Here is a 26134-nt window from a genome sequence, read left to right as displayed (position 1 = left end):
ATGTTGAATAACTGGTTGAAAATATGGATCTATCACAGTAAGAAAAATAAGACCTATTTCTTGTTGAATATGCTGTGCCTGTCTATTGGTATAACAGCAGTTTTATTTTCTACCTTGTATTGGCATGAGGAACGATCTTTTGATCAATGGAATGAGAATAAAGAACATATTTATTTTTTAGAAAGTCAAGGGGAGGAATTCTCTTCAGGTTTTCAGCCTTATGTTTTATCTCGATTGCTCAAAGACAAAAATAGTTTTGTAGAAGATTACTTGTTATACAGTGGGTATTTCCCCGCTGAAGTTGGGTACAAAAAAAAGGAGTTCACTTTTGAGAAGGCTTTGCAAACCAATGCAAGTTTTTTTTCCTTTTTTCCTTATAAGCTGGTATATGGCGTTTCGTCAAGTATCTTTAAAAACCCTCGTGAAATTGCTATAGAAAAAGAAAAATCGATGCTTCTTTTCGGTCAGGGTGTAAATCCTGTAGGAGAACAACTTGTTGTAGATGATGAGATTTATACGGTTATAGCTGTTTATGACTTAGAAGATAAGCGCAGTAGCTTTATGCCCGATGCAGTAGTTAACGATCATCAATTTATTGTAGAAGAATTATTGGATACTTGGAACTATAGCGCCTCATCCGTTTTGATAAAAACAAAGCAAGGAGACGCACTTAGTCAAGCTGCGGAAGCTATTTATACGGATTACTATTTAAAACCTTTGGCAAAAAGTGAAGGGTTTGCTTGGGGTGATTTTGAAGAAAAAACCAACGGCATTCACAACAGAAAAATGGTGATACATCCTTTGTTGGATTTACATTTTACGAATTCTAGTGCAGTGGTTTTACCAGAAACAGGCGTGAAGAAAAACTTGTTATACAGTATTGTTGGACTGTCTTGGATGCTATTTGTGTTATCGCTTTTTAACTATGTGAATTTATCGCTTTCACAGTCGTTGTCTAGAGCAAAAGAAGTAGGTATTCGAAAAGTGTTAGGTGGATATAAAAGAACAATTATGAAACAAGCTCTTTTTGAAAATACTGTTGTTGTTCTGTTCGCAATGCTACTAAGCATTACTGTTGTGCTTTGGTTTGTGCCTATAGTTAATGTGTTTTTAGCAACTGATATTGAAGTTCGAGTTACTGAGGTACTAGTCGTACTATTGGGTATTTATGTACTGCTTTCAATTTTTGGCGGATTAATACCCGCGTTGTATCGAGCAAACTACAAGGTGTTGAATGTATTAAAAGGTGATTTTCATCGCAGTAGAGCAGGGAGTTTATTGAAAAATGGTTTTTTAGTGATTCAGTTTGCTATTGCGTGTTGGTTTATATCGGGAACCTATGTGATCTATCAACAGGTCAAGTTCATGACTACTAAAGATCTCGGCTTTAAAGGAGATCAGATTATTGCTTTTCCCTTTATGGAAGGAGTTGATCCAGCGTTGCGTAATACGACTTACTTAACCTTTAAACAAGAAGCACTAAAAATCAAAGGAGTCGAACAAGTAGGTATGACGGATTTAGATTATAGTGAGCAAGAAAAAAGTAGACATCTAATGCTCTTTCCCTTTGAAGGGAAAAATGTAAAAGCAGAGGTCTTTCACGTGGAGGAGGGATATTTAGAAATGATGCAAGTGAAGTTGAAAGAAGGTCGTTATTTGAGTAAGCAATTTTCAAATGACATGCAACAAAATGTATTGATTAATGAGAGTTTACTTCGTCAATTGAACAGAGAAACAATAGATGAACTGACGTTAGCAAATCAGACTGTTGTTGGTTTAGTACAAGATTTTCATACCACAGGTTTAACGCATTCAATCAGTCCAAAGATGTTTGCGCTACCCAAAGAACGAAACTTTTTCTTTGAAGATGTCAGTATGAAAGTGAAGGTTGAGCAGCTAGAGGCCCTCATACCAGAAGTAGAAAAATTGTGGCTGTCGTTGAACAAAGGGACCACAAAACCTTTTACCTATACGTTCATAGATCAAAAATTTGCGCAATCGTTTGAACAAACGAAATCACATCAAAAGATCATGTTGTATTTGAGCTATATTGTTTTATTTATTGCTCTTTTTGGCTTGTTTGCAGTGTCTTCGTTTACCATTGGGACACGATTAAAAGAAATTGCTATTCGAAAAGTTTTAGGAGCAGAAACGAGTCATTTGATCCTAAAAATATCGTATCAGTATTTTGTTTTTTGTGTGATCGGTTTTGGCTTGTCTATTTTTCCAAGTTATTACCTGTTACAACAATGGTTGAAGGATTACGCCTATCGCATTGAGATAGGTTATGAAGTATATGTTGTTTGTTTTGTGCTTATGGGACTATTAACCTTGGCTATCGTAGTTAGCCGCGCATACAAAGCAACAAAAGTAAATGTATTAGAGTATATAAAATATGAATAAGTATGCTGATTAATTGGTTAAAAGTTTATCGTTATCATTGGTTAAAAAATAAAATTTATTTTATTCTTACCGTTTTGGGGTTGGCCTTTGGCTTATCACTCCTAACCATGGCTGTAATTAATTATCAAGATGAACACGCCTATGATCAAGCAAATCCCGATAAGGATAGAATTTTTATGGTGTTGAATAATCATGACGATTATGCGTCAATCAACCAGCCTTTCCCCTTGGGAAAAGCACTGAAAGAAAACTATCCTTTTATCGAAGATTTTACCTATTACACAGGATATGATGAGGTAGTAATTGAAAATGAAAAAACTCCCTACACGCTCACAAAGGTATTACCTGCTCAAAGTAATTTCTTTGATTTTTTTCCTTATACGTTTGTTTATGGATCTGCAAAAACCGCTTTTCCAGATCAACGAAGCCTCGTTTTAGAGGAACAAAAAGCCATTGAAATTTTTGGAAGAGGGGTAAACCCTTTGGGGAAGGAAATATATATGAATGAGGAGTGGATGGTTGTAACAGGGGTTTTTACCCTAGGAGATCAAAAAAGTAGTTTTATGCCGGAGGCGATTATAGCGGTGATGGACCAAATGATTGCAACACGAACAAATTGGCGAGATCGTTTTGTTGGAGTATTGATCAAAACGGACAAACCCGATCAGACGTTGGAGGCTATTGATGTACTACTAGATCAACACTTCTTTACACCAATGGCCGAAGCCTATGGTGTAAGTCTTGAAGAGATGAAGCAAGATAAAATGAACAATGCACCCATATTCTTGAAAGATTTAGCTACTGTGCGATTAAGTCCCTATGGAAAACTAACGCCAGAAGGAAGTGGAAACCTCAAGATGATTTATATTTTTTGGGGATTGGCCGTTGTTATTTTTAGTTTAGCCGTAGTTAATTTTATCAACTTTTCCATTACTCAGTTTTTATCGCGAACAAAAGAAATGGGTGTAAGACGAATATTTGGTGGGAGTACAAAATATATCGTGCGACAGATTGCATTTGAAACAGCCCTAACGTTGAGTATAGCACTGGGGATTAGTGTGTTTTTTATGGGAATGATGTTGCCTTATCTCAATCTGATGGTCGACACACAAGTAGAACTATCTATCGCCAAGGTGAGCGTTTATTTTCTTTTATTGTTGATCAGTATATCTGCACTTACAGGAGGGATTATTACATTGTATATAACAAGACAACAAGTAACTACAATATTGAAAGGTAATTTTTTGTCTACCCAAAAGGGATCTTTGCTCAAAACGATATTCTTAATTCTCCAACTTGCAATTGCTTGTTTTTTCGTTAGTAGTATCTTTATTTTTAATCAGCAAGTGCATTATATGCTCAATAAAGATTTAGGATTTAAAGGTGATCAAATCATCAGTTTTAATATGAATGAAGCGCTGAGGTGGTATAACAATGACTTGCTTTTAGAAAAATATGAGGTTTTCAAAAAAGAAGTAGAGCAAATCAAAGGGGTGGAAGGAGTATCTGCATCAGATCAAGTTTTTGGACGTAGCGGTTCTGCTACAACTTCTGGAAAGATTGACGACAAGGATTTCGTTTATACCTTGGTACAAGTTGATTACGGCTATTTTGAACTTCTTCAAATTCCCCTAGTCCAAGGACGAAGTTACAATCCGTTATATGCGTCTGATTCCATTCAACATATTGTGGTGAATGAAACTTTCGTTCGCGAGGTAGGGATAGCAAATCCCTTAGGAAAGACATTGCGTACAACCAGTAGTTCATACAACATCATTGGGGTTGTAAAAGACTATAATTCCATTAATCTAGAAGAGAAAGTAAGCCCAACGGTATATTTTTATATGAAAGGGGTAGCGAATAAGATGGGGAGTATTGAAAAAGTATATGTCAAAATCAAACAAGAGGACAACATCGAACAAACCATCAAAGCGATTGAAGAAAAATGGAAAAAATTTACCATTGATCAAAATTTGACCTTTAACTATCAATTTGTAGATCGACAGTTTGCACAATCGTTCGAACAAGTTTTACTTGAGCGAAAAGTGTTTAATGCTTTAAGTATCGGGGTGGTCTTTGTGGCCTTGTTTGGTTTATTTGCCATTGCTTCTTTTGTAATACAAAGTCAATTAAGAGCCATTGCCATTCACAAAGTACTAGGAGCAAACTCTTTTCATCTCTTAAAAAAGTTGATGCTTCAATATGTGTATTACGGAGTAATTAGTTTTGTACTTGCTCTATTTCCAAGTTATTACCTATTAGAAAGTTGGTTAAGTGGTTATGCTTATCGCATCGATATTGAGTGGATTATCTATCTTATGAGTTTGGTTGTGATGTTGTGTTTTATTATGCTTATTGTTTGGTTTAAAGCACGCAAAGCGGTTCATATAAATGTATTGAAATACATCAAATACGAATAGAAGATGTTTACGAATTGGTTGAAAATATATTGGGCGCACCAACTTAAAAACAAGGTATATTTTGTCTTAACTATACTCGGATTAGCCATTGGGTTTTGGGGTGTGTTAGTAGCGTATCTATACTACAAAGAAGAAGTGCGTTATGACCAATGGAACCCCTATAAAGATGAGGTGTATCTGGTTAGTGCGGACTTAGGTGATGGCGATATTTGGATGTTAGCCCCCTATCCCGTAGGGCCTGCTTTGAAAGAAGGACAACTGCTTATCGAATCGTATATGTATTTGTCTAATTATCAGTCAGGTAGTTTAGAGGTGGAGGGTGAAAAAGTGTTTTTTGATAAAGGCTTAGTTGTTCAAGCTAACTTTTTTGATTTCTTTCCCTTTGCTTGGGTAGAAGGGAGTAATGCACTAGACAAACCCAATAGCGTATTGGTTTTAGATACCTATGCCGAACAATTGTTTGGCGCTGATGTACTGGGTAAAAAAATTCGCTATCAAGACGAGTGGTACACCATTGAGGGGATCTATTCCTTTGGCGATACGCGTAGTTCAATTGCGCCAAATATCTTGTTTTCGGGATTAGAGAAAAGCGTTGCTGCCAATCAGAACAATTGGGGCAATTACAACGCGACCTTGTACTTGAAGATCGCCGATGACGCACAGCTTGACCAAGTGACATCTTACATGTCGAATTTGATGTATGAACACGTGTATACCCGATTGGCTAAAGAAGAAGGAAAGACAGTAGAGGAGTATTTAGCAGATGAAGGAGAAAGTATGGAACACTTTCGCTTGTTTCCGTTGTCAGGACAGCATATGATCGAAAATAGTGTTTTTAATGGCACTTTAGAACACGCGATTAATACCAATCGACTGTATATCTTGATTGGATTATCTGTAACAATTCTCTTGTTATCTGTGGTCAATTACATCAATTTATCCCTTGTACAGAGTCTGAAACGCCATCGAGAAATGGGGATTCGCCTTGTTGTGGGAAGTACAAATAAAACGTTGTTTGGACAATTGTTTGTTGAAAACAGTATAACCTTGTGTTTAGCATTGGGGGTAAGCTTCGTTTTTATTGAAATGTCGCTTCCTTTTCTTCGCGTTTTTCTAGGTTCAGCTCTAAATTTTAACTTCATTCAAGCCTTGCAATTAGGTGTTGTTTTTGTAAGCGTACTCGCTAGCTTAGTAGCAATATTGTTGCTTGTGATTATGCGAAAGGTTTCCACACTTAGCTTGTTAAAAGGACAATTACTCAAGACAAAACAACAGTTTGGCTTGCGTTCTGTTATGTTAGGGATTCAATTTACGATAGCTAGTTTCTTTATCATAGGCACAACTATCGTATATCAACAAGTCAACTATATGTTAGACAAAGATTTAGGGTTTAGCAAAGAACAAATTCTAATTGTCCCGTTCTCCACAGCAAAAAATGGAAAGGAAAGAGGTTCTTTTTATGAAACATATAAGGATGAATTAACTAAAATACCAGGTATAAAAGCCGTCGGAAGTACTTCTTTACCCTTGGGTGGTTTTGGATATAATTCTAGTTCCATCTCGCATCAAGGAACTGCTGTACAAGTGATGAATGTAGGAATGGATGATGCGTTTTTATCGATGTTGGGAATCAAAATTGTTGAAGGGAGAATGCTCGACAGCCGCTTTTCTTCTGACACGATTAGCAATATTATGATTAACCAAAAGTTGAAGGATAAATTTGGCGATCCTGATATTGTTGGCAAACAACTGAATTGGAATAACAAAGTGTTTACTGTTGTGGGAATTGTGAGCAACTATCACACAGCTGGACTTAAAACGGATTATGAACCTATGTTGTTCTTTTGTATGCAAACTGTACCTTGGTTGTATGAAAATATTCAAGAACTCTACGTGCGTTTTGATCCCAAACACACAGAGCAAATTTTGAGTAATATCGAAACAACCTATGAGAGATTGAATGTCTCAGACTATCCGTTTGCCTATGAATTTTTAGATCAACGTTTTAAAAATTTATTTGGCAAGACTATTCAGGAACGGAATATCTTGCTGGTTCTAAGTGGAATGGTTGTTTTTATCGCTCTTTTTGGCTTATATAGTTTGGTTTCTTTTAATTTGAGTAATCAATACAAAGAAATAGCCATTCGAAAAGTTTTAGGAGCATCCAACCATGAACAAATGAGGCAACTAATTAAACAATACGTGCTGATCGGATGCTCTGGATTTGGTTTGGCACTTTATCCAAGCTACTATTTTCTCAATGCTTGGTTAAGTGATTACGTTTTTCGCATCGAAATCAGCTGGATTAACTTTGTTGTAGCGTTTTTATTTTTAATACTACTGACGTTGGTAATCCTGATCCTTAAAGTACGTCAAGTTCTGCAAATGAACGTTGTTCAACACATTAAATATGAATAACCCTAAAATATATATCAAATGAAAAAATTAGCGATAATCTTCCTTTTAATTGGAAGTACAGTATTTGCTCAAAAGCAAGAAAAAAGACAAGTAGCAGATTTTTCTGCCGTAAAGGTATCTAGTAACATACAGCTGGACTTTACCTATGGAGGAAGTAAAAGTGTAGATGTAGAGGTAGAAGATGCCAAAGACATGGAGTATGTAAAAACAGAAGTTAAAAATGGTGTTTTACAAGTGTATTTCGAAACGCCTAAAGGAATGTTTAATTATAAAAGAGGAACGGTTCATGTGCAAGTAAGTAATCCGACACTTTCAGGAGCATATGTTTCATCTTCGGCTAAATTAAACCTGACCAACAAAGTAGTTACTAAAGATTTTACAGCAACGGCGAGTAGTTCTGGTCGTTTGAATACACAATTAATTCAAGCGGATAATTTAGATTTATCAGCGAGTTCGTCAGCTAAGATTGAAGGAAAATTCCAAGTAGCCAATAATACAGCTATAGAAGTTAGCTCTTCTGCGAAAGTTGATGTAGAGTTAAAAGCGAATAAAATGGATATAACCGCAAGTAGTTCGGCTAAAATTGAAGTAGAAGGAACGGCAAAAGCAGTAACGGCAAAAGCGTCTAGTTCGGCTAAAATTGATGGAAAAGATATGACAATTACAACATTAGAAGGTAAAGTGAGTTCGTCAGGTATGATGAGTTTTACAGTTTCAGATGAGGTGAGAGGAAAAGCGAGTTCATCAGGAAAAATAATGGTGTATGGATCTGCCAATTTAGTTGAGGTGACCAAATCATCTGGAGGAAAAATTGAAAAAGTAAGCAAATAGTTGAAGTATGATTTCTAATTGGTTTAAGCTTTATTTTAGGCATTTTAAAAAAAGTTTTTGGTTTTCAATACTCAATATTTTAGGGCTGGCCATTGGGATGGCTGCCCTAATCATTGTGCTGTTTTATTGGAAGAATGAACACAGTTTTGATCAATGGAACCCTAATAAAGACATCGTGTATGAAGTTGAAGGAACAGAAGAATCTTATTTTAAAGCGTGGTTTCCTGCTCCTGTAGCTAATCAATTAGAAAAAATACCCACAATCGTAGAGGCGTATAACTTTAGTTATACTTCTTCAAGTAAGACGAGTATTGTCGTTGAGGGTAAAGCAGATTTTTTGTACAACGTAGAGGAAAAACAAGCTAATTTCTTTGAGTTTTATCCGTTTGTTGCTATTTATGGTAGCGCAATGGATTATAAAGAAAATTACAAAGATGCTTTAGCGCTTGAAAAAGGACAGGCCACGCGTTTGTTTGGTGAAGGAGTTAATCCTATTGGAAAACTCGTGCAACTCAATGATGGAACCATGTTAACCGTTCGATTTGTGTATGAAATTCCGGGTAATAGTTCCTTAGCTTTTCTAGGAATGACCTCTTATTTAACCGAAGATCAAATCGCTCGAAATCGCACAGATAACTGGGGAGATCACAATTATACTTTATTGATCAAATTGCGTGAAGGGATCCAAATACAAGACGTACAAGAACAATTGCGTGATGTGATTTACGAAGATGTGTTTGATGCATATGCGCAACAAGAAGGCAAGACCATAGACGAGATAAAGACGCTTTATAAAGACAATATGGTTTTGAATTTCAACGTATTGCGTGAAGTGTACTTAAATCCAAATTCTTTTGGGTTAGGAGCTGGACCAACAGTAAATAAAGTGATTAACATTATGCTGTTTTCTGCCTTGTTACTTTTAGTTTTAGCCTTGGTCAATGCGATTAACTTAACATTAGTACACAGCTTTAAACGCGCAAAAGAAATCGGAATCCGCAAAGCAGTGGGAAGTACGCGTAGTCAATTATTTATGCAAATGATGTTTGAGGCAGGAATAACCACGTTGTTGTCTTTTCTAATTGCCTTAGTATTGGTGCAGATGGGGATGCCCTATTTTAATATCCTCGTTGATCGAGATCTCTCTTTTGATTTAGGGGTGTTAGGTAATGTTATGGTGGTTTTGTTCCTAGGTGTATACTTGTTATTGGGAATATTACCCAGCTTATTTGTTATTTCTTTTGATGCTATTAAAGTTTTAAAAGGCAATTTCGCGCGAAGTAAAACGGGTATGCGCTTGCGAAATGTCTTTTTGGTTTTTCAATTTTTTATTGCGTTTTTCTTTTTGTCAACCGCTATTTTTATCCAAAAACAAGTCGATCATATCTTAAAAGAAGACCTTGGCTTTAATGGAGATCAAGTAGTCAATATTCGCTTTCAAATTAAAGATAATCAAGCTAGAAATAGTATTTATCAACGGGTAGAAGCAGATCTTCAACTATTGCCTGGCGTAAAAGCTGTGACAAATCATTCGATGCTTATGGGAGTAGGTTATGGTAGTTCATCTAGCAATAACATTGGCGAGTTGTCTAGACAGAGTAAAAATGTACCTGTTGGTTATGATTTTTTAAAGGTTTTTGATGCAGAACTGCTTGAAGGTAGATTTTTTGATCGTTTACAAGCTTCAGATAGTATTAATAAAATAGTGGTGAATGAAACGTATAAACGCGCCTTTAATTTCTCCGATGGAATTATTGGGGAAAAAATGAGGTGGAATGATAGAGAATTTGAAATTATCGGAGTGGTTAAGGACATGAAAATCGAAGGGTTTTCGCAAACAATTTCTCCTGTAACTTATTTTATGCCCAACTCTGTCAATTGGTTTACGGGTTTAATTTCCACCATTTCTGTTAAGATAAGTAGTGAGAATGTACAAGAAACTTTAGCTCAATTGGAGACTTTTTGGACTAAACGCGTGGACAATACCTATCCCATGGAATATCAATTCGCCAATGAAGATTTCGCGAAGAGTTACAAAAAAACACTATATCAGCGTACGCTATTCATGTGTTTGATGGGGGTATCGATGTTTATTGCACTATTTGGATTAATGGCTATTGTATCGTTTAGCATTGAAAGCAGACTCAAAGAAATTGCTATTCGAAAAGTCTTAGGAGCAAATACAAGAGAGTTAGTGGTTAAATTATCTACTCGTTTTCTGTTGTATTGTACCTTGGGATTCGCAATTTCAATTTTTCCCGTCTATTATTTAATGCAACGTTGGTTGGAGGATTTTGTTTATCGTATATCTATTACCGTTTGGCCTTTTCTATTAGCATTTATTAGCTTAATGATTTTTTCTATCCTGTTGGTATTGTGGAAGGCCCTACAAGCAACTCGCATAAACACACTGAAATATATAAACTATGAATAAACATATTTGGCTGATTGTTGGATTCTTTTGTACCCAGTTTTTCTTTGCACAAGAAAAATGGACGTTGAGTGATTGTATGCGTTTAGCGGAAGAGAATAGTTATGAATTGATGATCGCTCAACTTGAGAAACAAGTCGTAAAAGAGCAAGAACAGAGTGTAGCATCTTATTTTTTGCCACAAGTGGGGGCAATCGTGTCACAGAGTTTTAATTATGGTTCGGCAATTAACCCATCGACAAATGCCCGAGTGAGTTCCAATATTCAATCGTTGCAAACGTCAATTGACGCTTCTATTAGCCTGTTTGATTGGTCTGACTATATCGATCAACAAAGAAAAAAATTGAATACTTCCTATGCGAGTTTACAACAAGAAGAAGTGAAATACTATTATCAGCAGCGCATATTGGATTTGTTTTTTAAAATTATCGGTACACAAGAATACCATAAACTACAAGCTTTACAATTGACAAACAGTCAATTAAATTTAGATAGAGTCATTAAAGAGGTAGATGCTGGAGCTAAGCCCAGCAGCGATCAATATGATATTGAATACATTTTTAACAATGAACAGCTGAGAATACAAGAAACACTAAATGAGTTGCAAAATCAGAAATTGCAGCTTGTGCAAATGTTAGATGTTGATAAGGGAGAATTAGCTTCTTTTGAGCTGGTCTTTGAGAGGGAATTTGTTGGATTTAATTCGGATTATGAGTTCAATCCTATCTTGGAAAAAGTACGCGTTTATCAATCGATTTTAGAAGCAGATAAAAAGGCATTAAACGCTCAAAGATATCCTCGATTATCTGCCAATTATCAGTGGGGAACATTCTATTCGAAACCCTTTAATACAAGTTTAGATTGGGATGTCGCTTCTTTCTCTAGACAGTTCGGAGACAACAAAAGTCACTATATTGGATTGGGGTTGAGTATTCCTATTTTTCAACGGGGAAACATAACGCGACAGTTGAGAAAAAACAAAGTGGAAAGACAGTTGAACACCTTGAAAATAAAGGATAAAGAGCGATATGTTCACAAGGAAAATGAACAATTAGTTCAGGAGTTAACTCAGGTTGAAAACTTGAGTGAAGGATTGAGAAACAGCATTGATTTAGCCCAAAAATCCTTCCATACCACACAGGTAAAATACGAAAATGGAAAGGCCGATATATTCTCATTTAATGCAGCTAAGAATCAGTTGCTCAATGCGGAATTTGCCCTCATTCAAAACGAGATAAAACGCGTTTTTTTAGGTAAAAAAAGAGCACTTAATTATGCAAATCACCTTTAATATCAAGTGAGCTAGTGGTTTGCATTTAGAATATATTAACATCAAAATTTCAAATATAACTGCTATATTTGCGTAAGTCAAGATTTATAGTAAAATATTGAAAACTAATCGCATATAATGAAATTAGATAGAAAAGACATTTTGAAGGCTTTAGAGACGATTTCTATTGCTGGAGAAGGAAAAAATATGGTTGAAAGTGGAGCAGTTAACAACGTGATGACCTTTGGAGATGAGGTAGTTGTTGATTTAGTTTTATCGACTCCTGCTTTACACATTAAAAAAAGAGCCGAAGTGGATGTGATGAAAGTAATCCACGAACAGGTTTATGAGAAAGCAAAAGTAAAAGTAAACATAAAAGTTGAAGCACCCGAAAAGCCAGAAATTAAAGGAAAAGCAATTCCAGGTATTAAAAATATCGTAGCTATTTCTTCTGGAAAAGGAGGAGTTGGAAAGTCTACTGTTACAGCAAATATTGCAGCTAGTTTAGCTAATATGGGCTTTAGTGTAGGTGTATTAGATGCTGATATTTATGGGCCATCAATGCCAATTATGTTTGACGTAGAAAATGCAAAACCTATCTCGGTTGAAGTGGATGGACGTTCAAAAATGAAACCAATCTCTTCATACGGTGTAGAGCTTTTATCGATTGGATTTTTCACAAAAGCAGATCAAGCGATCATTTGGAGAGGACCTATGGCTGCAAAAGCGTTAAATCAAATGATTTTTGATGCAGATTGGGGTGAATTAGACTTCTTACTTTTGGATTTACCTCCAGGTACAGGTGATATTCACTTGTCAATCATGCAATCCCTACCCGTAACAGGTGCTGTTGTTGTATCTACTCCACAAGCAGTTGCACTTGCAGATGCGAAAAAAGGAGTATCGATGTTTACTTCAGAAAGCATTAATGTTCCTGTTTTGGGAATTGTAGAGAATATGGCTTACTTCACGCCAGAAGAATTACCAAACAACAAATACTACATCTTTGGAGAGAATGGAGCGAAGAACTTAGCAGAAGATTTGCAAGTGCCTTTCCTAGGAGAAGTTCCAATTGTTCAAAGTATTAGAGAAGCAGGAGATTTTGGTCGTCCCGCAGCTTTACAGAAAGATACAATTGTTGCAAAAGTGTTCGAAGAAATTAGTAGAAACGTAGTAGAACAAGTTGTTATGCGCAACGATTCATTGCCCCCAACAGAGGCAATCAAAATTACCACTATGGCTGGATGTTCAGCAGTAGGAAAAAAATAAAACCATTTTATAGAATAAATATATGGCATCAGAAACTATCAGAGAAAACGTTATGAAGGCGTTAGACGAGATTCGCCCGTTTTTGCAAACCGATGGAGGAGATATTACATTAATTGATATAGTTGATGGCAAGCACGTGAAAGTTCGCTTAGAAGGTGCATGTACAGCTTGCAGTGTGAATCAAATGACATTGAGTGCAGGGGTTGAAACTACAATTAAAAAATATGCACCCGAAATCGAGACGGTAGTTAATGTTGGATAAAAATAACAAGTCAACTATTTGCTAAAGAACAAGTTGTCTTTAGAATAGTTGACTTTTATCATTTTTAATAAACGTTACAAAGGGTACCTTTGTATTAAAGAACTACATCATGATTGAAACCGATATAATTATTATTGGAGCTGGACCAACGGGTCTATTTGCTGTTTTTGAAGCGGGATTACTAAAGTTAAAATGTCATTTAATTGACGGATTGCCTCAACCAGGAGGACAATTGACAGAACTTTATCCTAAAAAACCCATCTTCGATATCCCAGGATACCCTTCCGTAGGAGCAGCGGAATTAGTCGATAATTTAATGGAGCAAATCAAGCAGTTTCAACCAGGGTTCACTCTAAATGAAGTTGCTGAAACAATCGAAAAACAAGAAGACGGTACATTTATCGTTACGACCAATAAAGGTACAAAACACCACGGAAAAGCGGTGGCAATTGCAGGAGGGTTAGGATCATTTGAACCGCGTAAACCCGAATTAGAAAACTTAGCGTATTATGAAGATAAAGGCGTTGAGTATTTCGTGAAAAAACCAGAAATGTTTGCTGGTAAAAAAATTGTTATTGCCGGTGGAGGTGATTCTGCATTAGATTGGAGTATTTACTTAGCCGATATTGCAGCAGAAGTATATTTGGTACATAGACGCAATGAGTTTAGAGGGGCTTTAGATTCTGTTGAGAAAGTACAAGCGCTCAAAGATAAAGGGAAAATTAAACTAGTTACACCAGCGGAAATTGTTGAATTAAAAGGTACAACAAGATTAGAAGCGGTAGTTGTAGATCGCGAAGGAGCACGTGAAGAAGTTCTTTGTGATTACTTTATTCCTTTGTTTGGATTAACTCCAAAATTGGGTCCAATTGCAGATTGGGGATTAGAAATTGAAAAGAATGCCATTAAAGTAAATAATGCGTTAGATTATCAAACGAATATCCCTGGGATTTATGCAATTGGTGATATTAATACCTATCCAGGTAAATTGAAGTTGATTTTATGTGGGTTCCACGAAGCAACTTTGATGTGTCAAAGTGTTTACAATATGTTGAATCCTGGAAAGAAATACGTGTTGAAATATACGACGGTTTCTGGTATTAATGGATTTGATGGTACACGCAAAGAAGCGGAGAAAGCTGTTGTTAAATCAATTGAATAATCATGTCAGATATTAAAATTACAATTATTGATAGAGAGGGTGTAAAACACGAAGTAGATGCACCAACAGATATGAGTATGAATATCATGGAAGTGGTACGTGCTTATGAGTTAGCACCTGAAGGTACTATTGGTATTTGTGGTGGAATGGCTATGTGCGCTTCTTGTCAGTGTTATGTACACAACGCTGATGAAGTCGATTTACCAGAAATGAATCCCGATGAAGAAGCAATGCTTTGGGAAGCATTAAACGTCAAGGAAAATAGCCGTTTAGGTTGTCAAATTGGAATCGCTCCTGAGCTAGAAGGACTAGTTGTAGAATTAGCTCCTGCAGAGTAAAACTAGTGTTAAAACCATTGGTTTAACGAATACTATAAAAAAAAGCGACGTTTTATAAACGTCGCTTTTTTGTTTTATTCTTCTTCCGTACTTACTTCAGTTTTCTTTCTTTTAGCCAATTTAATAATGATTGGCAGTGTTGTAGCTAGAACTAAGAACAAGACGATATACTCGATATAATCTTTTAAGTTGATGTTGTAGCTTTCTAATAGCCAAACTTGTAGGTAGTGTCCTGCAAAGATCAACGTAGTAGCCCATAAGAATGAACTAATCACGTTGTATAACATGAAGCGCTTAATATCCATGCGAACGATTCCGGCAATGATGGGTGCAAATGTTCTTACTACAGGTAAGAATCGGGCGAAGATGATAGCTCTTCCTCCATGTCTTTCAAAAAAGACTTTCGATTCGTATAAGTATTTCTTCTTGTATATAAAGTTATCTTTTACATTGTAGAGGTAATTTCCACTCTTGGCTCCGAACCAATAGCCGAAACTATTACCGAGAATCCCTGCTAAGGCGACTAAGGTGGATAAGAGGGCAACATTTAAAAAGTCGCTTTCTATTGGGAAAATTTCTTGCATTAAAGCTGTACTGTATATACCTGCTAAGAATAGTAAACTATCTCCTGGTAAAAAGAAACCAGCAAATAACCCCGTTTCGGCAAATACAATGAACAATACAACATAGATTCCAATAGAGTGACCTGCAATCTCTAAATTGATATAGAACTCAGGATTGATTAGTTGTGAGAAATGAAATTCGTCCATAGTTTGTTTTTATTGTGTCTTATTGTGTTTGTTGTGTTTTTAACTTTCTGTAATTGGAGAACTGTCGTTCTCGTTGTTGTGTTCAAATTTATCAATTGAGGCTGTTGATAGCGCATTACCCAACACATTTGTCATACTTCTACCCATATCGCAGAAGTGGTCAATCGGTAAGATAAAGGCAATTCCCTCAGGCGGAATATTAAACATGGCACAAGTGGCAACGATAACAATTAAGGAAGCACGAGGAACACCAGCTACACCTTTACTCGTTACCATAAGAACTAATAACATGAGGATTTGATCTCCTAAAGTCATTGGAACATCGTAAATCTGAGCAATAAAAATACTGGCAAAAGTTAGGTACATCATACTACCGTCAAGGTTAAAGGAGTAACCTAAAGGCAAAGTGAATGAAACAATTTTAGGCGAACAACCATACTTGTTCAATTGTTCCACTAGTTTTGGAAATACAGCTTCACTACTTGTTGTGGAGAATGCAATGAGCAAAGGCTCTTTAATCGCCTTTAATAAGCGCCAAACGTCTTTTCCAAGAATTAGGTACCCGACAAAGATTAAAACAGCCCACAGGACAATTAAACCACAAAGGAAGGCAACTAAATATTTAGCATAGGTAAAGAAAATACTCAATCCATATAGAGCAACAGCACTAGCAATAGCGCCTAATACACCTAATGGTGCTGTCCACATGATATAAGTAACCATTTTTAATACTACTTCTGAAATGCGATCAAACAATTTGATGATGACTTTTCCCTTCTTGCCGATGCTCGCTAAAGCAACACCAAAAAAGACTGCAAACACCACGATTTGAAGGATCTCATTGTGAGCAAAAGCTTCGAAGACACTTTTTGGAATTAAATGCTCAATAAAAGTTTGTAAGCTTAAAGCATTTGTGTTGGTCAATAAATCGTTAGCGGATGAAGTGTTTTCTAAATTGAAATTTGCATTAGCTCCTGGCTTAAACCAATTCACCAAAATTAAACCAATTCCCAGTGAAACCATAGAGGCTGTAATAAACCATCCCATTGCTTTTCCTCCAACGCGACCAACCATTTTCATGTCGCCCATTTTAGCGATCCCGACAACTAGTGTACAGAATACCAAAGGAGCTATGATCATTTGAACTAACCGAATAAAGATCGTTCCTAGCAGTTTAATGTTTTTTGAAAAACCAGTAATATATTCAGGCAGTGAATAGTGAATAATGCTTCCAAAGATAACACCTAATACTAAGGCGATAATGATAGCAATAAAAAGTTTATTGTTTTTCATAGTGAAAATTTTGTCCGTGAAAATAGTTATTATTTTTATAATAATTCGATGTTTTAGATAAAAATAACACTTCAAATACCTTTCCAATCTTCATTAATAGCAAACTTTTTTTTATTTCACTATTTTTCATTTCAGCATATGCGATCTTTTTTTTCTAGAAGATGACTTTCCGCAGCAATAGTGCTAATTTTATCTAACTGTCGCTTTAACAGTTCTCTTTCTGGATACTTTTATTATAATCAAAAGAAAAGATTAAATTTACGGCTTAATAAACCTACTCAATATGAAAAAAATAGTTTTGTTTGCCTTGAGTCTAGCGTGTTTTAATGCGTTTTCTCAAGAAGTAATGACAAAAGAACTCTTGTGGAAGCTAGGGCGAGTAAGTCCTGTTGGTATTTCTAAAGACGGGAAAAACCTTATTTTTAAGGTGACTCACGCCAAAATGGAAGAGAATAGCTTTGATTCTAAAACATATCAAATGCCATTGACAGGTGGAAAACCTGTTGAAATTGACTCTTACAAAGATTTAATAAGCAACGAAAATATTTCACCGGATGGAAAACATATTTTATTCGATGAAGCTGTTAAGATCAACAAAGTTTTAGGAAAAGATTTATATCCATCTATGGAAAAATCAGATGCTTATGTGTTTGATGGATTGGATTATAGACATTGGGATACTTGGAATGATGGAACACATAACCACGTTTTCTATGCTGCAAAAGACAACAAAGACAACAAAGTTGACATCATGGAGAACGAACCGTATGATGCTCCACAAAAACCATTCGGTGGCTCAGAAGATTACGTATGGGCGCCTGATGGAAAGTCTATCGTGTATGTTTCAAAAAAGAAATTCGGAACCGATTATGCTTTGAGTACTAATACTGATTTGTATGAGTACAACCTAAATACCAAGCAAACGAAAAACCTAACAGAAAAAAATGTTGGGTATGATACACATCCTACTTATTCTCCTCAAGGTCATTTAACTTGGTTGCAAATGAAACGCGACGGTTATGAAGCAGACAAGAACGATATTATCGTTCGCATGGGTGATGTGGAGCAAAATTTAACAGCTAACTGGGATGGAACTGTAGATAGCTATAAATGGAGCAAAGATGGAAGTAAAATATACTTCGTGGCTGCAGTAGGTGGAACAGTACAGTTATTTACTGTGAACTTCCCTGGTTTAAAACGCATTGCACCTGTTGTAGTACAATTGACAGAGGGAGACTTTGATGTTACTGGAATCGTGGGATTTGACGGGGATAAAGTAGTGCTAACTCGTACGGATTTTAACCATGCAACAGAAATTTTCTCTTATGATCTAAAGAAAAAAACATGGAATCAGTTGACTAAAGTTAACGATGAAATCTATGCGAATATTGCCTTGAGCAAAAGTGAAAAACGAATTGTAAAAACAGTAGATGGCAAAGACATGGTAACGTGGGTTGTATATCCACCAAATTTTGATCCTGCTAAAAAATACCCAACATTGTTGTACGCACAAGGGGGACCACAATCGGCTTTATCTCAGTTTTACTCTTTCCGTTGGAATTTTCAATTGATGGCTGCAGAAGGTTATATCATTGTAGCACCAAACAGAAGAGGTATGCCAGGACATGGTGTTGAGTGGAACGAAGCAATTAGTAAAGATTGGGGTGGAAAACCAATGCAAGATTACTTAGCAGCTATTGACGATGTGGCAAAAGAGAAATATGTAGATAAGGATCGTTTAGGTGCAATTGGTGCTAGTTATGGAGGTTATTCTGTGTTTTACCTTGCTGGAATTCACGAAAACCGCTTTAAAACATTTATTTCTCACTGTGGAGTATTTGACTTAGTGAGCATGTACGGAACAACAGAAGAGGTATTCTTCCCTAACTTTGATACAGGAGGAGCATATTGGGAAAAAGACAATAAAGATGCACAAAATGCCATCAAAAACTTTAACCCAATTAACAATGTTGATAAATGGAATACTCCAATTCTAATCATTCAAGGGGGTAAAGATTACCGTGTGCCGATTGGACAAGGACAAGAAGCGTTCCAAGCTGCACAGTTGAGAGGAATTAAAAGTAGATTTTTATACTTACCAGAAGAAAATCACTGGGTGGTTCAACCACAAAATGCACAAGTATGGCAAGGTGAATTCTTCCGTTGGTTAAAAGAAACACTATAGATTACAAAAGAATTAAATAAAAAAGGACAGCAATTCTGAATTGCTGTCCTTTTGTTGTTGTAGAGTATCCCAAATGCTAAAAATCGAAAAACCATTTTTCTCCTTGATTCACGATCGTTAACCATGTTTTTTTTATCTTTACCATTATAACAACAATAAAAATGAATAAAAAAACAATCCAATCATGGGTATTGACGGCGGTTTTATCTGTTATAACGGCGTCAACGACAGTAGCACAAGACAATCTTGTTAATGCATTAAAATTAAACGCAAGCGATAAGAGTAAAGAACTTTATCAGTTTAAGCCCGTTGTAGATATTGAAAATACATCGATTAAAAATCAAGGATCTTCAGGAACATGTTGGAGTTATTCTGCCAACTCTTTCATCGAATCAGAAATGATGAGAATGGGAAAGCGTCCAGTAGAAATCTCTCAAATTTTCTCAGCGCGTAATGCTTATGTTGAAAAAGGAAAAATGTATGTGCGCATGCAAGGGGCTGTAACTTTAGGAGATGGTGGAGCTTTTCACGATGTGATGAATATGTATCGCATGTATGGTGCAGTACCGCAGGAAGTGTATACAGGATTGAACTACGGAACGAAGAAAAATCAGTTTGCTGAAATGGCAGCTATTCAAGAAGGAGTATTAAAAGCAGTGGTGTCTAATCCAAATGGCAAGCTAACACCTAACTGGGAAAAGGCTTATTCTGCTGTAATTGATGCTTATTTAGGTGAAGTGCCTCAAAAATTTAAATGGGAAGGGAAAGAATATACACCAAAAACGTTTGCTAGTGAGGTAATCGGAATTAATCCGGAAGATTACATTGAAATTGGTTCAGACATGAACTATCCGTACTATGATAAATTTGTACTGTTGGTGCCAGATAACTGGGCATTCGATCAAGTTTACAACGTAAAAGTTGATGAGATGACAGCTATTATCGATGAGGCTATTAACAATGGATTTACCGTTGCATGGGGAGGTGATGTAAGTGAAAAATACTTTAGCTGGAAAAATGGAGTTGCTTATGTACCAGAAAAAGATTGGGAAGAGATGACAGAAGAGGAACGCAAAGATATTTTTAATGGACCAAAAGCGGAACGCAAAGTAACAGCAGAAATGCGTCAAGAAGCGTTTGATAATTATTCTACAACGGATGACCACGGAATGCATATCGTTGGGATTGCAAAAGACCAAACAGGGCGTGAGTTTTATATCGTGAAAAACTCTTGGGGTATTTCTAATGATCACCAAGGGTATATGTATATGTCAAAAGAATATGTGAAATACAAAACAACAGATTTCATGGTTCACAAAGACGCGTTGTCTAAAGACATGAAAAAGAAATTGAAAATTTAAGAAGAGAATTAAAAAAAGAAAGCTATGGAAATGTTAGTAAAAGGATTAGAACAAATGCTCGACTCAATGTGGCATGCAATACCAAAAATTATATTGGGGTTTGTTATATTGGGGATAGGGTCTTATTTGGTTAAACTCATATTAAAGATGATCCGCCGACGCCTAGAAAAACGCGAGGTGGAATTGTCTTTACGCGGGTTTTTACTCAGTGTTGTAAAAGCAACGTTATACATTATTCTACTTATTGTAGTAGCTGCAACTATGGGATTCCAAGTGGCGGGAATTGCAACGATTTTTGCCTCTGCAGGTTTAGCTGTGGGTTTAGCATTACAAGGAAGTTTGTCGAATTTCGCTGGTGGAGTTTTAGTGTTGCTATTTAAACCGTTTAAAGTAGGGGATTATATCTCCAACCCAAGTGGTACAGAAGGTACAGTAGAACGCATCGATTTGTTGTATACCACGTTAACAGGACCAACAGGACTAAAAATATTTAGCCCCAACGGACCTTTAGCCAACTCTGTGATTACCAATTATTCAGAAATCACCTCAAGAAGACACGACTTCGTGGTGGGCATCGGTTACAATGAGAATATCAAAGAAGCACAAACTATTATTTTGGGCGCATTAGCGAAACACGAAGCTGTATTGCAGAACCCTGCGCCAATTGTATTTGTTAGTAGTTTAGGTGATAGCTCAGTTGATTTAAACGTGCGTACTTGGATTGGTAAATCCGATTATTGGAATACAGTATTCGAAATTCAGCAAATTGTCAAAGTGGCTTTGGACGAAGCGAATATCGAAATTCCTTTCCCACAACGCGATTTGCATATCGTTTCAGATAAAACGAAATAGGTTATTGGAAATCGAAACGAAGGGAAGATTCATCGAATACCAAAATCAATATTAATCTAGTGAGATAGAGAAGAAAGAGAAAATTAGAACTCATCATCTCACCACCGTACAAAATAAAAAAGACCTCATTCGAGGTCTTTTTTTCGTTTCAAAATTTATTCGATTAAAGAACAAATCATCTTATTTCAGAAAAACTACCGATTTCTTCTTTCTTCTTTCTTATTCTATCACATAATCGCGGTATTCTTCTGCGATTTGATCAAACAGGTTTAGTAACTCTGTTACATCATCTGTAGTGACTAATTTCAGGCGATGCGGTTTAAAACCGTGAATCCCTTTAAAGTAATTGGTATAGTGGCGACGCATTTCAACAATACCCAAGCGCTCACCTTTCCACTCCATTGACCAGATCAAATGATTTTTAGCTGCTTCTAAGCGATCTTCAATTGTAGGTGGTGCAAGTAGTTCTCCCGTTTCGAAATAATGCTTTATTTCGTCAAAAATCCAAGGATATCCAATTGCTGCTCTTCCGATCATCATCCCATCGAGTCCAAATCTCTCTTTGTATTCTAAGGCTTTTTGAGGACTGTCAATATCTCCATTTCCGAAAATTGGAATTTTGATACGCGGGTTGTTTTTAATGCGCTCGATGTGTGTCCAATCTGAATGTCCTTTGTACATCTGTGCACGTGTTCTCGCGTGAATGGTCAATGCTTGTACACCTACATCTTGTAGACGCTCTGCTACTTCGTCAATATTGATAGATTCTTCATCCCAACCCAAACGCGTTTTTACGGTTACAGGTAACGACGTGCTGTTAACAACGGCTTTAGTTAGGCGAATCATCAAATCGATATCTTTCAATACACCTGCACCAGCACCTTTGCAAACCACTTTTTTTACTGGGCATCCAAAGTTAATATCTACTAAATCGGGGCGAACGGTTTCTACAATACGCGCAGACATGGCCATAGCTTCTTCATCACCACCAAAAATTTGAATACCAACGGGACGTTCATAATCAAAGATATCCAACTTCATCTTGCTCTTTATTGCATCGCGAATTAATCCCTCAGAAGAAATAAATTCGGAATACATCAAGTCCGCACCGTGTTTTTTACACAAGCGACGGAAAGGAGGATCACTCACGTCTTCCATGGGCGCCAAAAGAAGCGGATGATCAGGTAGTTCTATATTGCCAATTTTAATCATAATCGTTTTCGATATTTCCTGCAAAAGTACAATATTTTATTTTTTCGTTTTTTAGAACTTTTTCAAAGAAGATAATTCCACGTAAAACGGATTAAAACTGGAGGATTCCGTATCTTTAAGCCTTTATACCTAGATATAGCATGAGATTAAAAGCTTTTGAATTGACGCCTTTCCATATCGAATTCTCCTTTGATAAGTTAAAAGAAGAATTGAAGAAAATTAGCACTGCAGCTTATGGGAATCCCTATAAAAAAGCTTATTATGAAGATTTACTGGCTAGAGCAGATCAACAGCTTATCGTCGATGAACAGGCTTTGAACACACCCGAAGGGAGTACTTACGAGAGCTTGGTTAAAGAATTGTTTGACGTTATCTTTCCGGCTGCTTTATCTGACAATGAGATAAAGGCGGTTTCTATGCCTTTTCAAAATATCATGTTTAATCACACCAAGCGCTTCAAAAAAATTATTGTGGATGCGGGAGGGACGTATACGGGTGAGATTCGAAATTTTAACCAAAATGAATACTACATTGCTTGTTGTTGTATCATTATGAATTTTTACTTCCAAACCAATTTTGATCTCACACAACCTCTTTTTATTGATTTGCCTGATAAGCGCGGAATTACGCGTTATTATCGCGTGTTGTATAATGCTGATTTTGTTGAGCTATCTCCTCGTGAAAATGCAGTGATGTTGACGAAAGAAGATATCGAATTGTTACAAGACAACTACGATGATTTTGAAATGTGGCAACGTTATTTCCCTCAAAAAAGCTGGAATCTCAAGGGCTTTGGGTTGTTGAGTTTGGTTGATGTAACATTTGAAAATGCACTTTCCCTTTTAAAAGAAAGTTTCCTGAAAACAGAACTGCAACGCAAACCATTGGGAGACTTTGTCAATCAATTGTTCAGTTCTATTTTTAAACTGCCTAATTTAAAAATTGGGTTAACCGTTTTACAAGGAGATAAAACTGCACAGTCAGAGCTCAAAAATGTCATGATTGTCAATAGTTATTTACTCAATGAAGAACAAAGTCAGATCGTTATCTCCGCCCAAGCTTATCGTCAATTGATGATTCAGCAAAAGTATTTTAGTATTTCCGATGTAGAGGCAGAAATACACAAGGACGAACACCGTGAAATGTGTGAGAATTTAGCGAAAAAAGGGGTTCGAAGCTGCTTGTTTAGTCCAATTATTACTTCTACGGGAATTGAAGGGATTTTGGAAATTGTATCGAGTAATCCCCGCGATTTACACAGTGTAAATGCACAAAAATTAAACGAACTCATGCCGATTATTTCTGAGACTATGGAACGGGTGAGATCCGATGCATTGAATCACATCGAGGCAATTATTCAACGAGAGTATACGACGATTCATCCAAGTGTTTACTGGAAGTTTTTGGAAGAAGCACAGAAAAACTACATCGATAGTGTGACGGATAAAAACTATATCCTAACGCCAATTGCATTTCCCGATGTTTTTCCGCTGTATGGAGAGATTGATATTAAGGGATCAAGCCAATTGCGAAATGAAGCAATTCAGAAGGATTTAAAGGCCCAACTGGAACAACTTTTAGACCTGTTGAAAGATTATCCCACAGAAGGAAAGAATATTCTTTTTGAAAAGCATCAGCTAAAGCTTCAGGCCTATCACAAACAGGTGAATAAGCACTTTTATTCGGGATTAGAACAACGCATACAGAACTATATCCGAGAGGAAATTCACCCGTTGTTGAGAAAAGAAAGCTACCTTTTTGTTACAGAAAAGTTGAATATTTACTTCGGATATGTCGATTATGAACTAGATGTTTACTACCGTTATCGCAAAGTGTTTGACAAGCAAATTGGAAGAATCAACAAGAGTTATTCCGATATTTTAGACCTTAGACAAAAAGAAGCACAAGTCGTGTATCCGCATTATTACGAGCGATTCAAAACCGATGGAGTAGAACACAATATGTATATTGGCGATTCTATTTGTCCAGATCGAGCATTTGATATAACGTATTTACAAAATTTGCGATTATGGCAATTACAGGTAATGGCGGAACAAATGTGTGTTCACTATCGCAATAATATACAGGATAAAATTCCGATGGATGCCACTTCGTTGATTTTCGTTTACGATGCTTCCTTGAGTATTCAGTTTAGAATGGATGAGAAGCGATTTGATATTGACGGTTCTTATAATACGCGTTATGAAATAATTAAAAAACGCTTGGATAAAGCGATGATTAAAAACTCAGAAGAGCGAATTGTACAACCCAAGAGTATAGCAATTGTTTTTGCCTCGCATGCAGACCGCGATGAATATATGGCGTACATCAAGTATTTACAGCATTTGGGGGTGTTGCAAGCTTCTACTCAAGCGTTTGATGTAGAAGATTTACAAGGGGTTTCGGGGTTAATAGGACTTCGTGTTTTAGTTCAATTAGACTATAACCTAGAACGATTAGATTACCCGCAATTGATGGTTAATTTTCTTAGAAACCAATACCTCTAAACGCAAGTACAAATGCAATAACAGAAGCCAAAATACCAATGGTAAAAATGGTGTAAGTAATGCGTAACAAGGTGTATTTTCTATTGAGTACTTTACCCAAGTAGTATAGATCCGTTGTTAGGGCTTCGTAAATGTTGTCTTCTTTACGGATTAAATTTCTCAGCGTTTTATAGTATTCATCTAAAGGCATTTTGTGAAATGAACCAAAGAATAATAAGTTAACCGTGTGATTGTCTACTTCTTCTTGTGAGAATGTTCCGGCCGTTACTTTTGGTCTTGTTGACATAATGGCAAAGATAATCGTTGCAACGCTAAAGAAAACGAGTACAAAGGTTGGTACAATTAAATGGGCATTAGAAGGACTGTCTAATTTTGGGATTAGTGTCGATAAACAAATTGAAATGATAATTGCATTGACAGAAAGTAAAATATTGGCTTTTCGATCTGCAATGGCACTTAGTTGTGTATGATTGCGCAAAGTAGTGCGAAAAAGAGTATCAATAGATCGGAAGTGTTCTCTTTTCGTTGATTTTTCTTTTTTCTTTTTTTCCTTTTCAATGCGTTCTCGAATAGCAAATATGTTCTGTTCTTTTTTAGGCTGCCATTTTTGACGAGCATAATCGGTATAGTAGCGGTGCTTGTACAGGAGAAAATCTAAATTCTGTTGATTCCATTCTTCTGGTGAAAAGGGCAGATTACAAGTGACGGACAATTCTTTTAACAGCAAATTGCTGATATCCATGAAATTATCATCAGATATGTGAGCGAAATCAGCGTCTTTGATTATGCATTCCAACAAGTTAGTTGGTACGTGATCTAGCTTTGTTGCTAAAATTAGTGCTTGAATACATTGGATATCTGCTGTTGGAAATCCTTCTGCCATCAAGTAAGTCTCTGCAATTGCAGCACCGTGCTTTTCGTGTTCTTCACAAGATTGCGTATAGCCAATGTCGTGAAACCAAGCCGCTAATTTTAAGTTTAATGCCTCTTGTTCACTGACGTCTATTGTCTTTAATAATTCCTCTAAACCATTCACTACACGTGTAGTATGTTGGAAATTATGATAGGTATATTGGCGTGATAATGTATCTTTGTATAGTTGAAAGATATACTCTTCAACTTTTTGTAAAATAGTCATAGCAACCCTCTT

18 protein-coding genes are annotated in these 26134 nt (G+C 36.3%); 14 read left to right on the top strand and 4 right to left on the bottom strand.

What is annotated here, in order from left to right:
• The 10 genes from H4K33_RS04875 to H4K33_RS04830 all read left to right on the top strand — a co-directional run bounded on the left by H4K33_RS04875 (position 1) and on the right by H4K33_RS04830 (position 14804).
• On the top strand, positions 1-2403 hold the full coding sequence (locus tag H4K33_RS04875; RefSeq protein WP_182647351.1) for an ABC transporter permease: 2403 nt from the start codon (positions 1-3) through the stop codon (positions 2401-2403).
• A gap of 2 nt (positions 2404-2405) precedes the next feature.
• Complete coding sequence (locus H4K33_RS04870; RefSeq protein ID WP_182647350.1) at positions 2406-4823, top strand: ABC transporter permease; 2418 nt, start codon at positions 2406-2408, stop codon at positions 4821-4823.
• A 3-nt stretch (positions 4824-4826) separates the two neighbouring features.
• Positions 4827-7241, top strand: coding sequence for an ABC transporter permease (locus H4K33_RS04865; RefSeq protein WP_182647349.1), 2415 nt, complete (start codon positions 4827-4829; stop codon positions 7239-7241).
• An 18-nt stretch (positions 7242-7259) separates the two neighbouring features.
• The gene (locus tag H4K33_RS04860; protein ID WP_182647348.1) at positions 7260-8072 is read left to right on the top strand and encodes a GIN domain-containing protein; all 813 of its coding nucleotides are present in this window, start codon (positions 7260-7262) and stop codon (positions 8070-8072) included.
• A 7-nt stretch (positions 8073-8079) separates the two neighbouring features.
• Entirely contained in the window at positions 8080-10506 is a 2427-nt protein-coding gene (locus H4K33_RS04855; protein WP_182647347.1) for an ABC transporter permease, read from the top strand.
• Positions 10499-11794, top strand: a complete 1296-nt coding sequence (locus tag H4K33_RS04850) for a TolC family protein (protein ID WP_182647346.1) — start codon at positions 10499-10501, stop codon at positions 11792-11794. The genes H4K33_RS04855 and H4K33_RS04850 overlap by 8 nt, the downstream gene beginning before the upstream one ends.
• Positions 11795-11911: 117 nt before the next feature.
• Positions 11912-13042: an Mrp/NBP35 family ATP-binding protein gene (locus tag H4K33_RS04845; protein ID WP_182647345.1), complete on the top strand. Its 1131-nt coding sequence runs from the start codon at positions 11912-11914 to the stop codon at positions 13040-13042.
• Positions 13043-13064: 22 nt separating this feature from the next.
• Positions 13065-13304: a NifU family protein gene (locus H4K33_RS04840; protein ID WP_182647344.1), complete on the top strand. Its 240-nt coding sequence runs from the start codon at positions 13065-13067 to the stop codon at positions 13302-13304.
• 109 nt (positions 13305-13413) lie between these two features.
• On the top strand, positions 13414-14466 hold the full coding sequence (locus tag H4K33_RS04835; protein ID WP_182647343.1) for an NAD(P)/FAD-dependent oxidoreductase: 1053 nt from the start codon (positions 13414-13416) through the stop codon (positions 14464-14466).
• Between the two features lie 2 nt (positions 14467-14468).
• A complete protein-coding gene (locus tag H4K33_RS04830) occupies positions 14469-14804 on the top strand; it encodes a ferredoxin (protein WP_182647342.1) in 336 nt (111 codons plus the stop codon).
• 74 nt (positions 14805-14878) lie between these two features.
• On the opposite strand, the gene H4K33_RS04825 is transcribed toward H4K33_RS04830, so the two are convergent.
• A complete protein-coding gene (locus tag H4K33_RS04825) occupies positions 14879-15574 on the bottom strand; it encodes a DedA family protein (protein WP_182647341.1) in 696 nt (231 codons plus the stop codon).
• A gap of 39 nt (positions 15575-15613) precedes the next feature.
• Complete coding sequence (locus H4K33_RS04820; protein ID WP_182647340.1) at positions 15614-16867, bottom strand: dicarboxylate/amino acid:cation symporter; 1254 nt, start codon at positions 16865-16867, stop codon at positions 15614-15616.
• 283 nt (positions 16868-17150) lie between these two features.
• On the opposite strand from H4K33_RS04820, the gene H4K33_RS04815 reads away from it, so the two are divergent.
• From H4K33_RS04815 to H4K33_RS04805, 3 genes are all read left to right on the top strand, one after another.
• Complete coding sequence (locus tag H4K33_RS04815; RefSeq protein ID WP_182647339.1) at positions 17151-19052, top strand: S9 family peptidase; 1902 nt, start codon at positions 17151-17153, stop codon at positions 19050-19052.
• A gap of 161 nt (positions 19053-19213) precedes the next feature.
• Positions 19214-20413, top strand: a complete 1200-nt coding sequence (locus H4K33_RS04810) for an aminopeptidase C (protein WP_182647338.1) — start codon at positions 19214-19216, stop codon at positions 20411-20413.
• Between the two features lie 24 nt (positions 20414-20437).
• Positions 20438-21265, top strand: a complete 828-nt coding sequence (locus tag H4K33_RS04805; protein WP_182647337.1) for a mechanosensitive ion channel family protein — start codon at positions 20438-20440, stop codon at positions 21263-21265.
• A gap of 219 nt (positions 21266-21484) precedes the next feature.
• Here the strand turns inward: H4K33_RS04805 and dusB are convergent, their stop codons facing one another.
• A complete protein-coding gene (dusB, locus tag H4K33_RS04800) occupies positions 21485-22477 on the bottom strand; it encodes a tRNA dihydrouridine synthase DusB (RefSeq protein ID WP_182647380.1) in 993 nt (330 codons plus the stop codon).
• 140 nt (positions 22478-22617) lie between these two features.
• On the opposite strand from dusB, the gene H4K33_RS04795 reads away from it, so the two are divergent.
• Complete coding sequence (locus H4K33_RS04795; RefSeq protein WP_182647336.1) at positions 22618-24984, top strand: hypothetical protein; 2367 nt, start codon at positions 22618-22620, stop codon at positions 24982-24984.
• On the opposite strand, the gene H4K33_RS04790 is transcribed toward H4K33_RS04795, so the two are convergent.
• Positions 24965-26122: a Pycsar system effector family protein gene (locus tag H4K33_RS04790; protein WP_182647335.1), complete on the bottom strand. Its 1158-nt coding sequence runs from the start codon at positions 26120-26122 to the stop codon at positions 24965-24967. The two genes, H4K33_RS04795 and H4K33_RS04790, sit on opposite strands and share 20 nt — an antisense overlap.
• Between the last annotated feature and the right edge of the window lie 12 nt (positions 26123-26134).

The organism is Myroides sp. WP-1, assembly GCF_014145635.1.
Classification (GTDB): domain Bacteria; phylum Bacteroidota; class Bacteroidia; order Flavobacteriales; family Flavobacteriaceae; genus Flavobacterium.
This window is presented reverse-complemented; position numbering and strand designations above follow the sequence as displayed.

Coding starts and splice junctions, on each gene's coding strand:
- H4K33_RS04875 (WP_182647351.1), top strand. CDS start 1: ATGTTGAATAACTGGTTGAAAATATGGATCTATCACAGTAAGAAAAAT.
- H4K33_RS04870 (WP_182647350.1), top strand. CDS start 2,406: ATGCTGATTAATTGGTTAAAAGTTTATCGTTATCATTGGTTAAAAAAT.
- H4K33_RS04865 (WP_182647349.1), top strand. CDS start 4,827: ATGTTTACGAATTGGTTGAAAATATATTGGGCGCACCAACTTAAAAAC.
- H4K33_RS04860 (WP_182647348.1), top strand. CDS start 7,260: ATGAAAAAATTAGCGATAATCTTCCTTTTAATTGGAAGTACAGTATTT.
- H4K33_RS04855 (WP_182647347.1), top strand. CDS start 8,080: ATGATTTCTAATTGGTTTAAGCTTTATTTTAGGCATTTTAAAAAAAGT.
- H4K33_RS04850 (WP_182647346.1), top strand. CDS start 10,499: ATGAATAAACATATTTGGCTGATTGTTGGATTCTTTTGTACCCAGTTT.
- H4K33_RS04845 (WP_182647345.1), top strand. CDS start 11,912: ATGAAATTAGATAGAAAAGACATTTTGAAGGCTTTAGAGACGATTTCT.
- H4K33_RS04840 (WP_182647344.1), top strand. CDS start 13,065: ATGGCATCAGAAACTATCAGAGAAAACGTTATGAAGGCGTTAGACGAG.
- H4K33_RS04835 (WP_182647343.1), top strand. CDS start 13,414: ATGATTGAAACCGATATAATTATTATTGGAGCTGGACCAACGGGTCTA.
- H4K33_RS04830 (WP_182647342.1), top strand. CDS start 14,469: ATGTCAGATATTAAAATTACAATTATTGATAGAGAGGGTGTAAAACAC.
- H4K33_RS04825 (WP_182647341.1), bottom strand. CDS start 15,574: ATGGACGAATTTCATTTCTCACAACTAATCAATCCTGAGTTCTATATC.
- H4K33_RS04820 (WP_182647340.1), bottom strand. CDS start 16,867: ATGAAAAACAATAAACTTTTTATTGCTATCATTATCGCCTTAGTATTA.
- H4K33_RS04815 (WP_182647339.1), top strand. CDS start 17,151: ATGAAAAAAATAGTTTTGTTTGCCTTGAGTCTAGCGTGTTTTAATGCG.
- H4K33_RS04810 (WP_182647338.1), top strand. CDS start 19,214: ATGAATAAAAAAACAATCCAATCATGGGTATTGACGGCGGTTTTATCT.
- H4K33_RS04805 (WP_182647337.1), top strand. CDS start 20,438: ATGGAAATGTTAGTAAAAGGATTAGAACAAATGCTCGACTCAATGTGG.
- dusB (WP_182647380.1), bottom strand. CDS start 22,477: ATGATTAAAATTGGCAATATAGAACTACCTGATCATCCGCTTCTTTTG.
- H4K33_RS04795 (WP_182647336.1), top strand. CDS start 22,618: ATGAGATTAAAAGCTTTTGAATTGACGCCTTTCCATATCGAATTCTCC.
- H4K33_RS04790 (WP_182647335.1), bottom strand. CDS start 26,122: ATGACTATTTTACAAAAAGTTGAAGAGTATATCTTTCAACTATACAAA.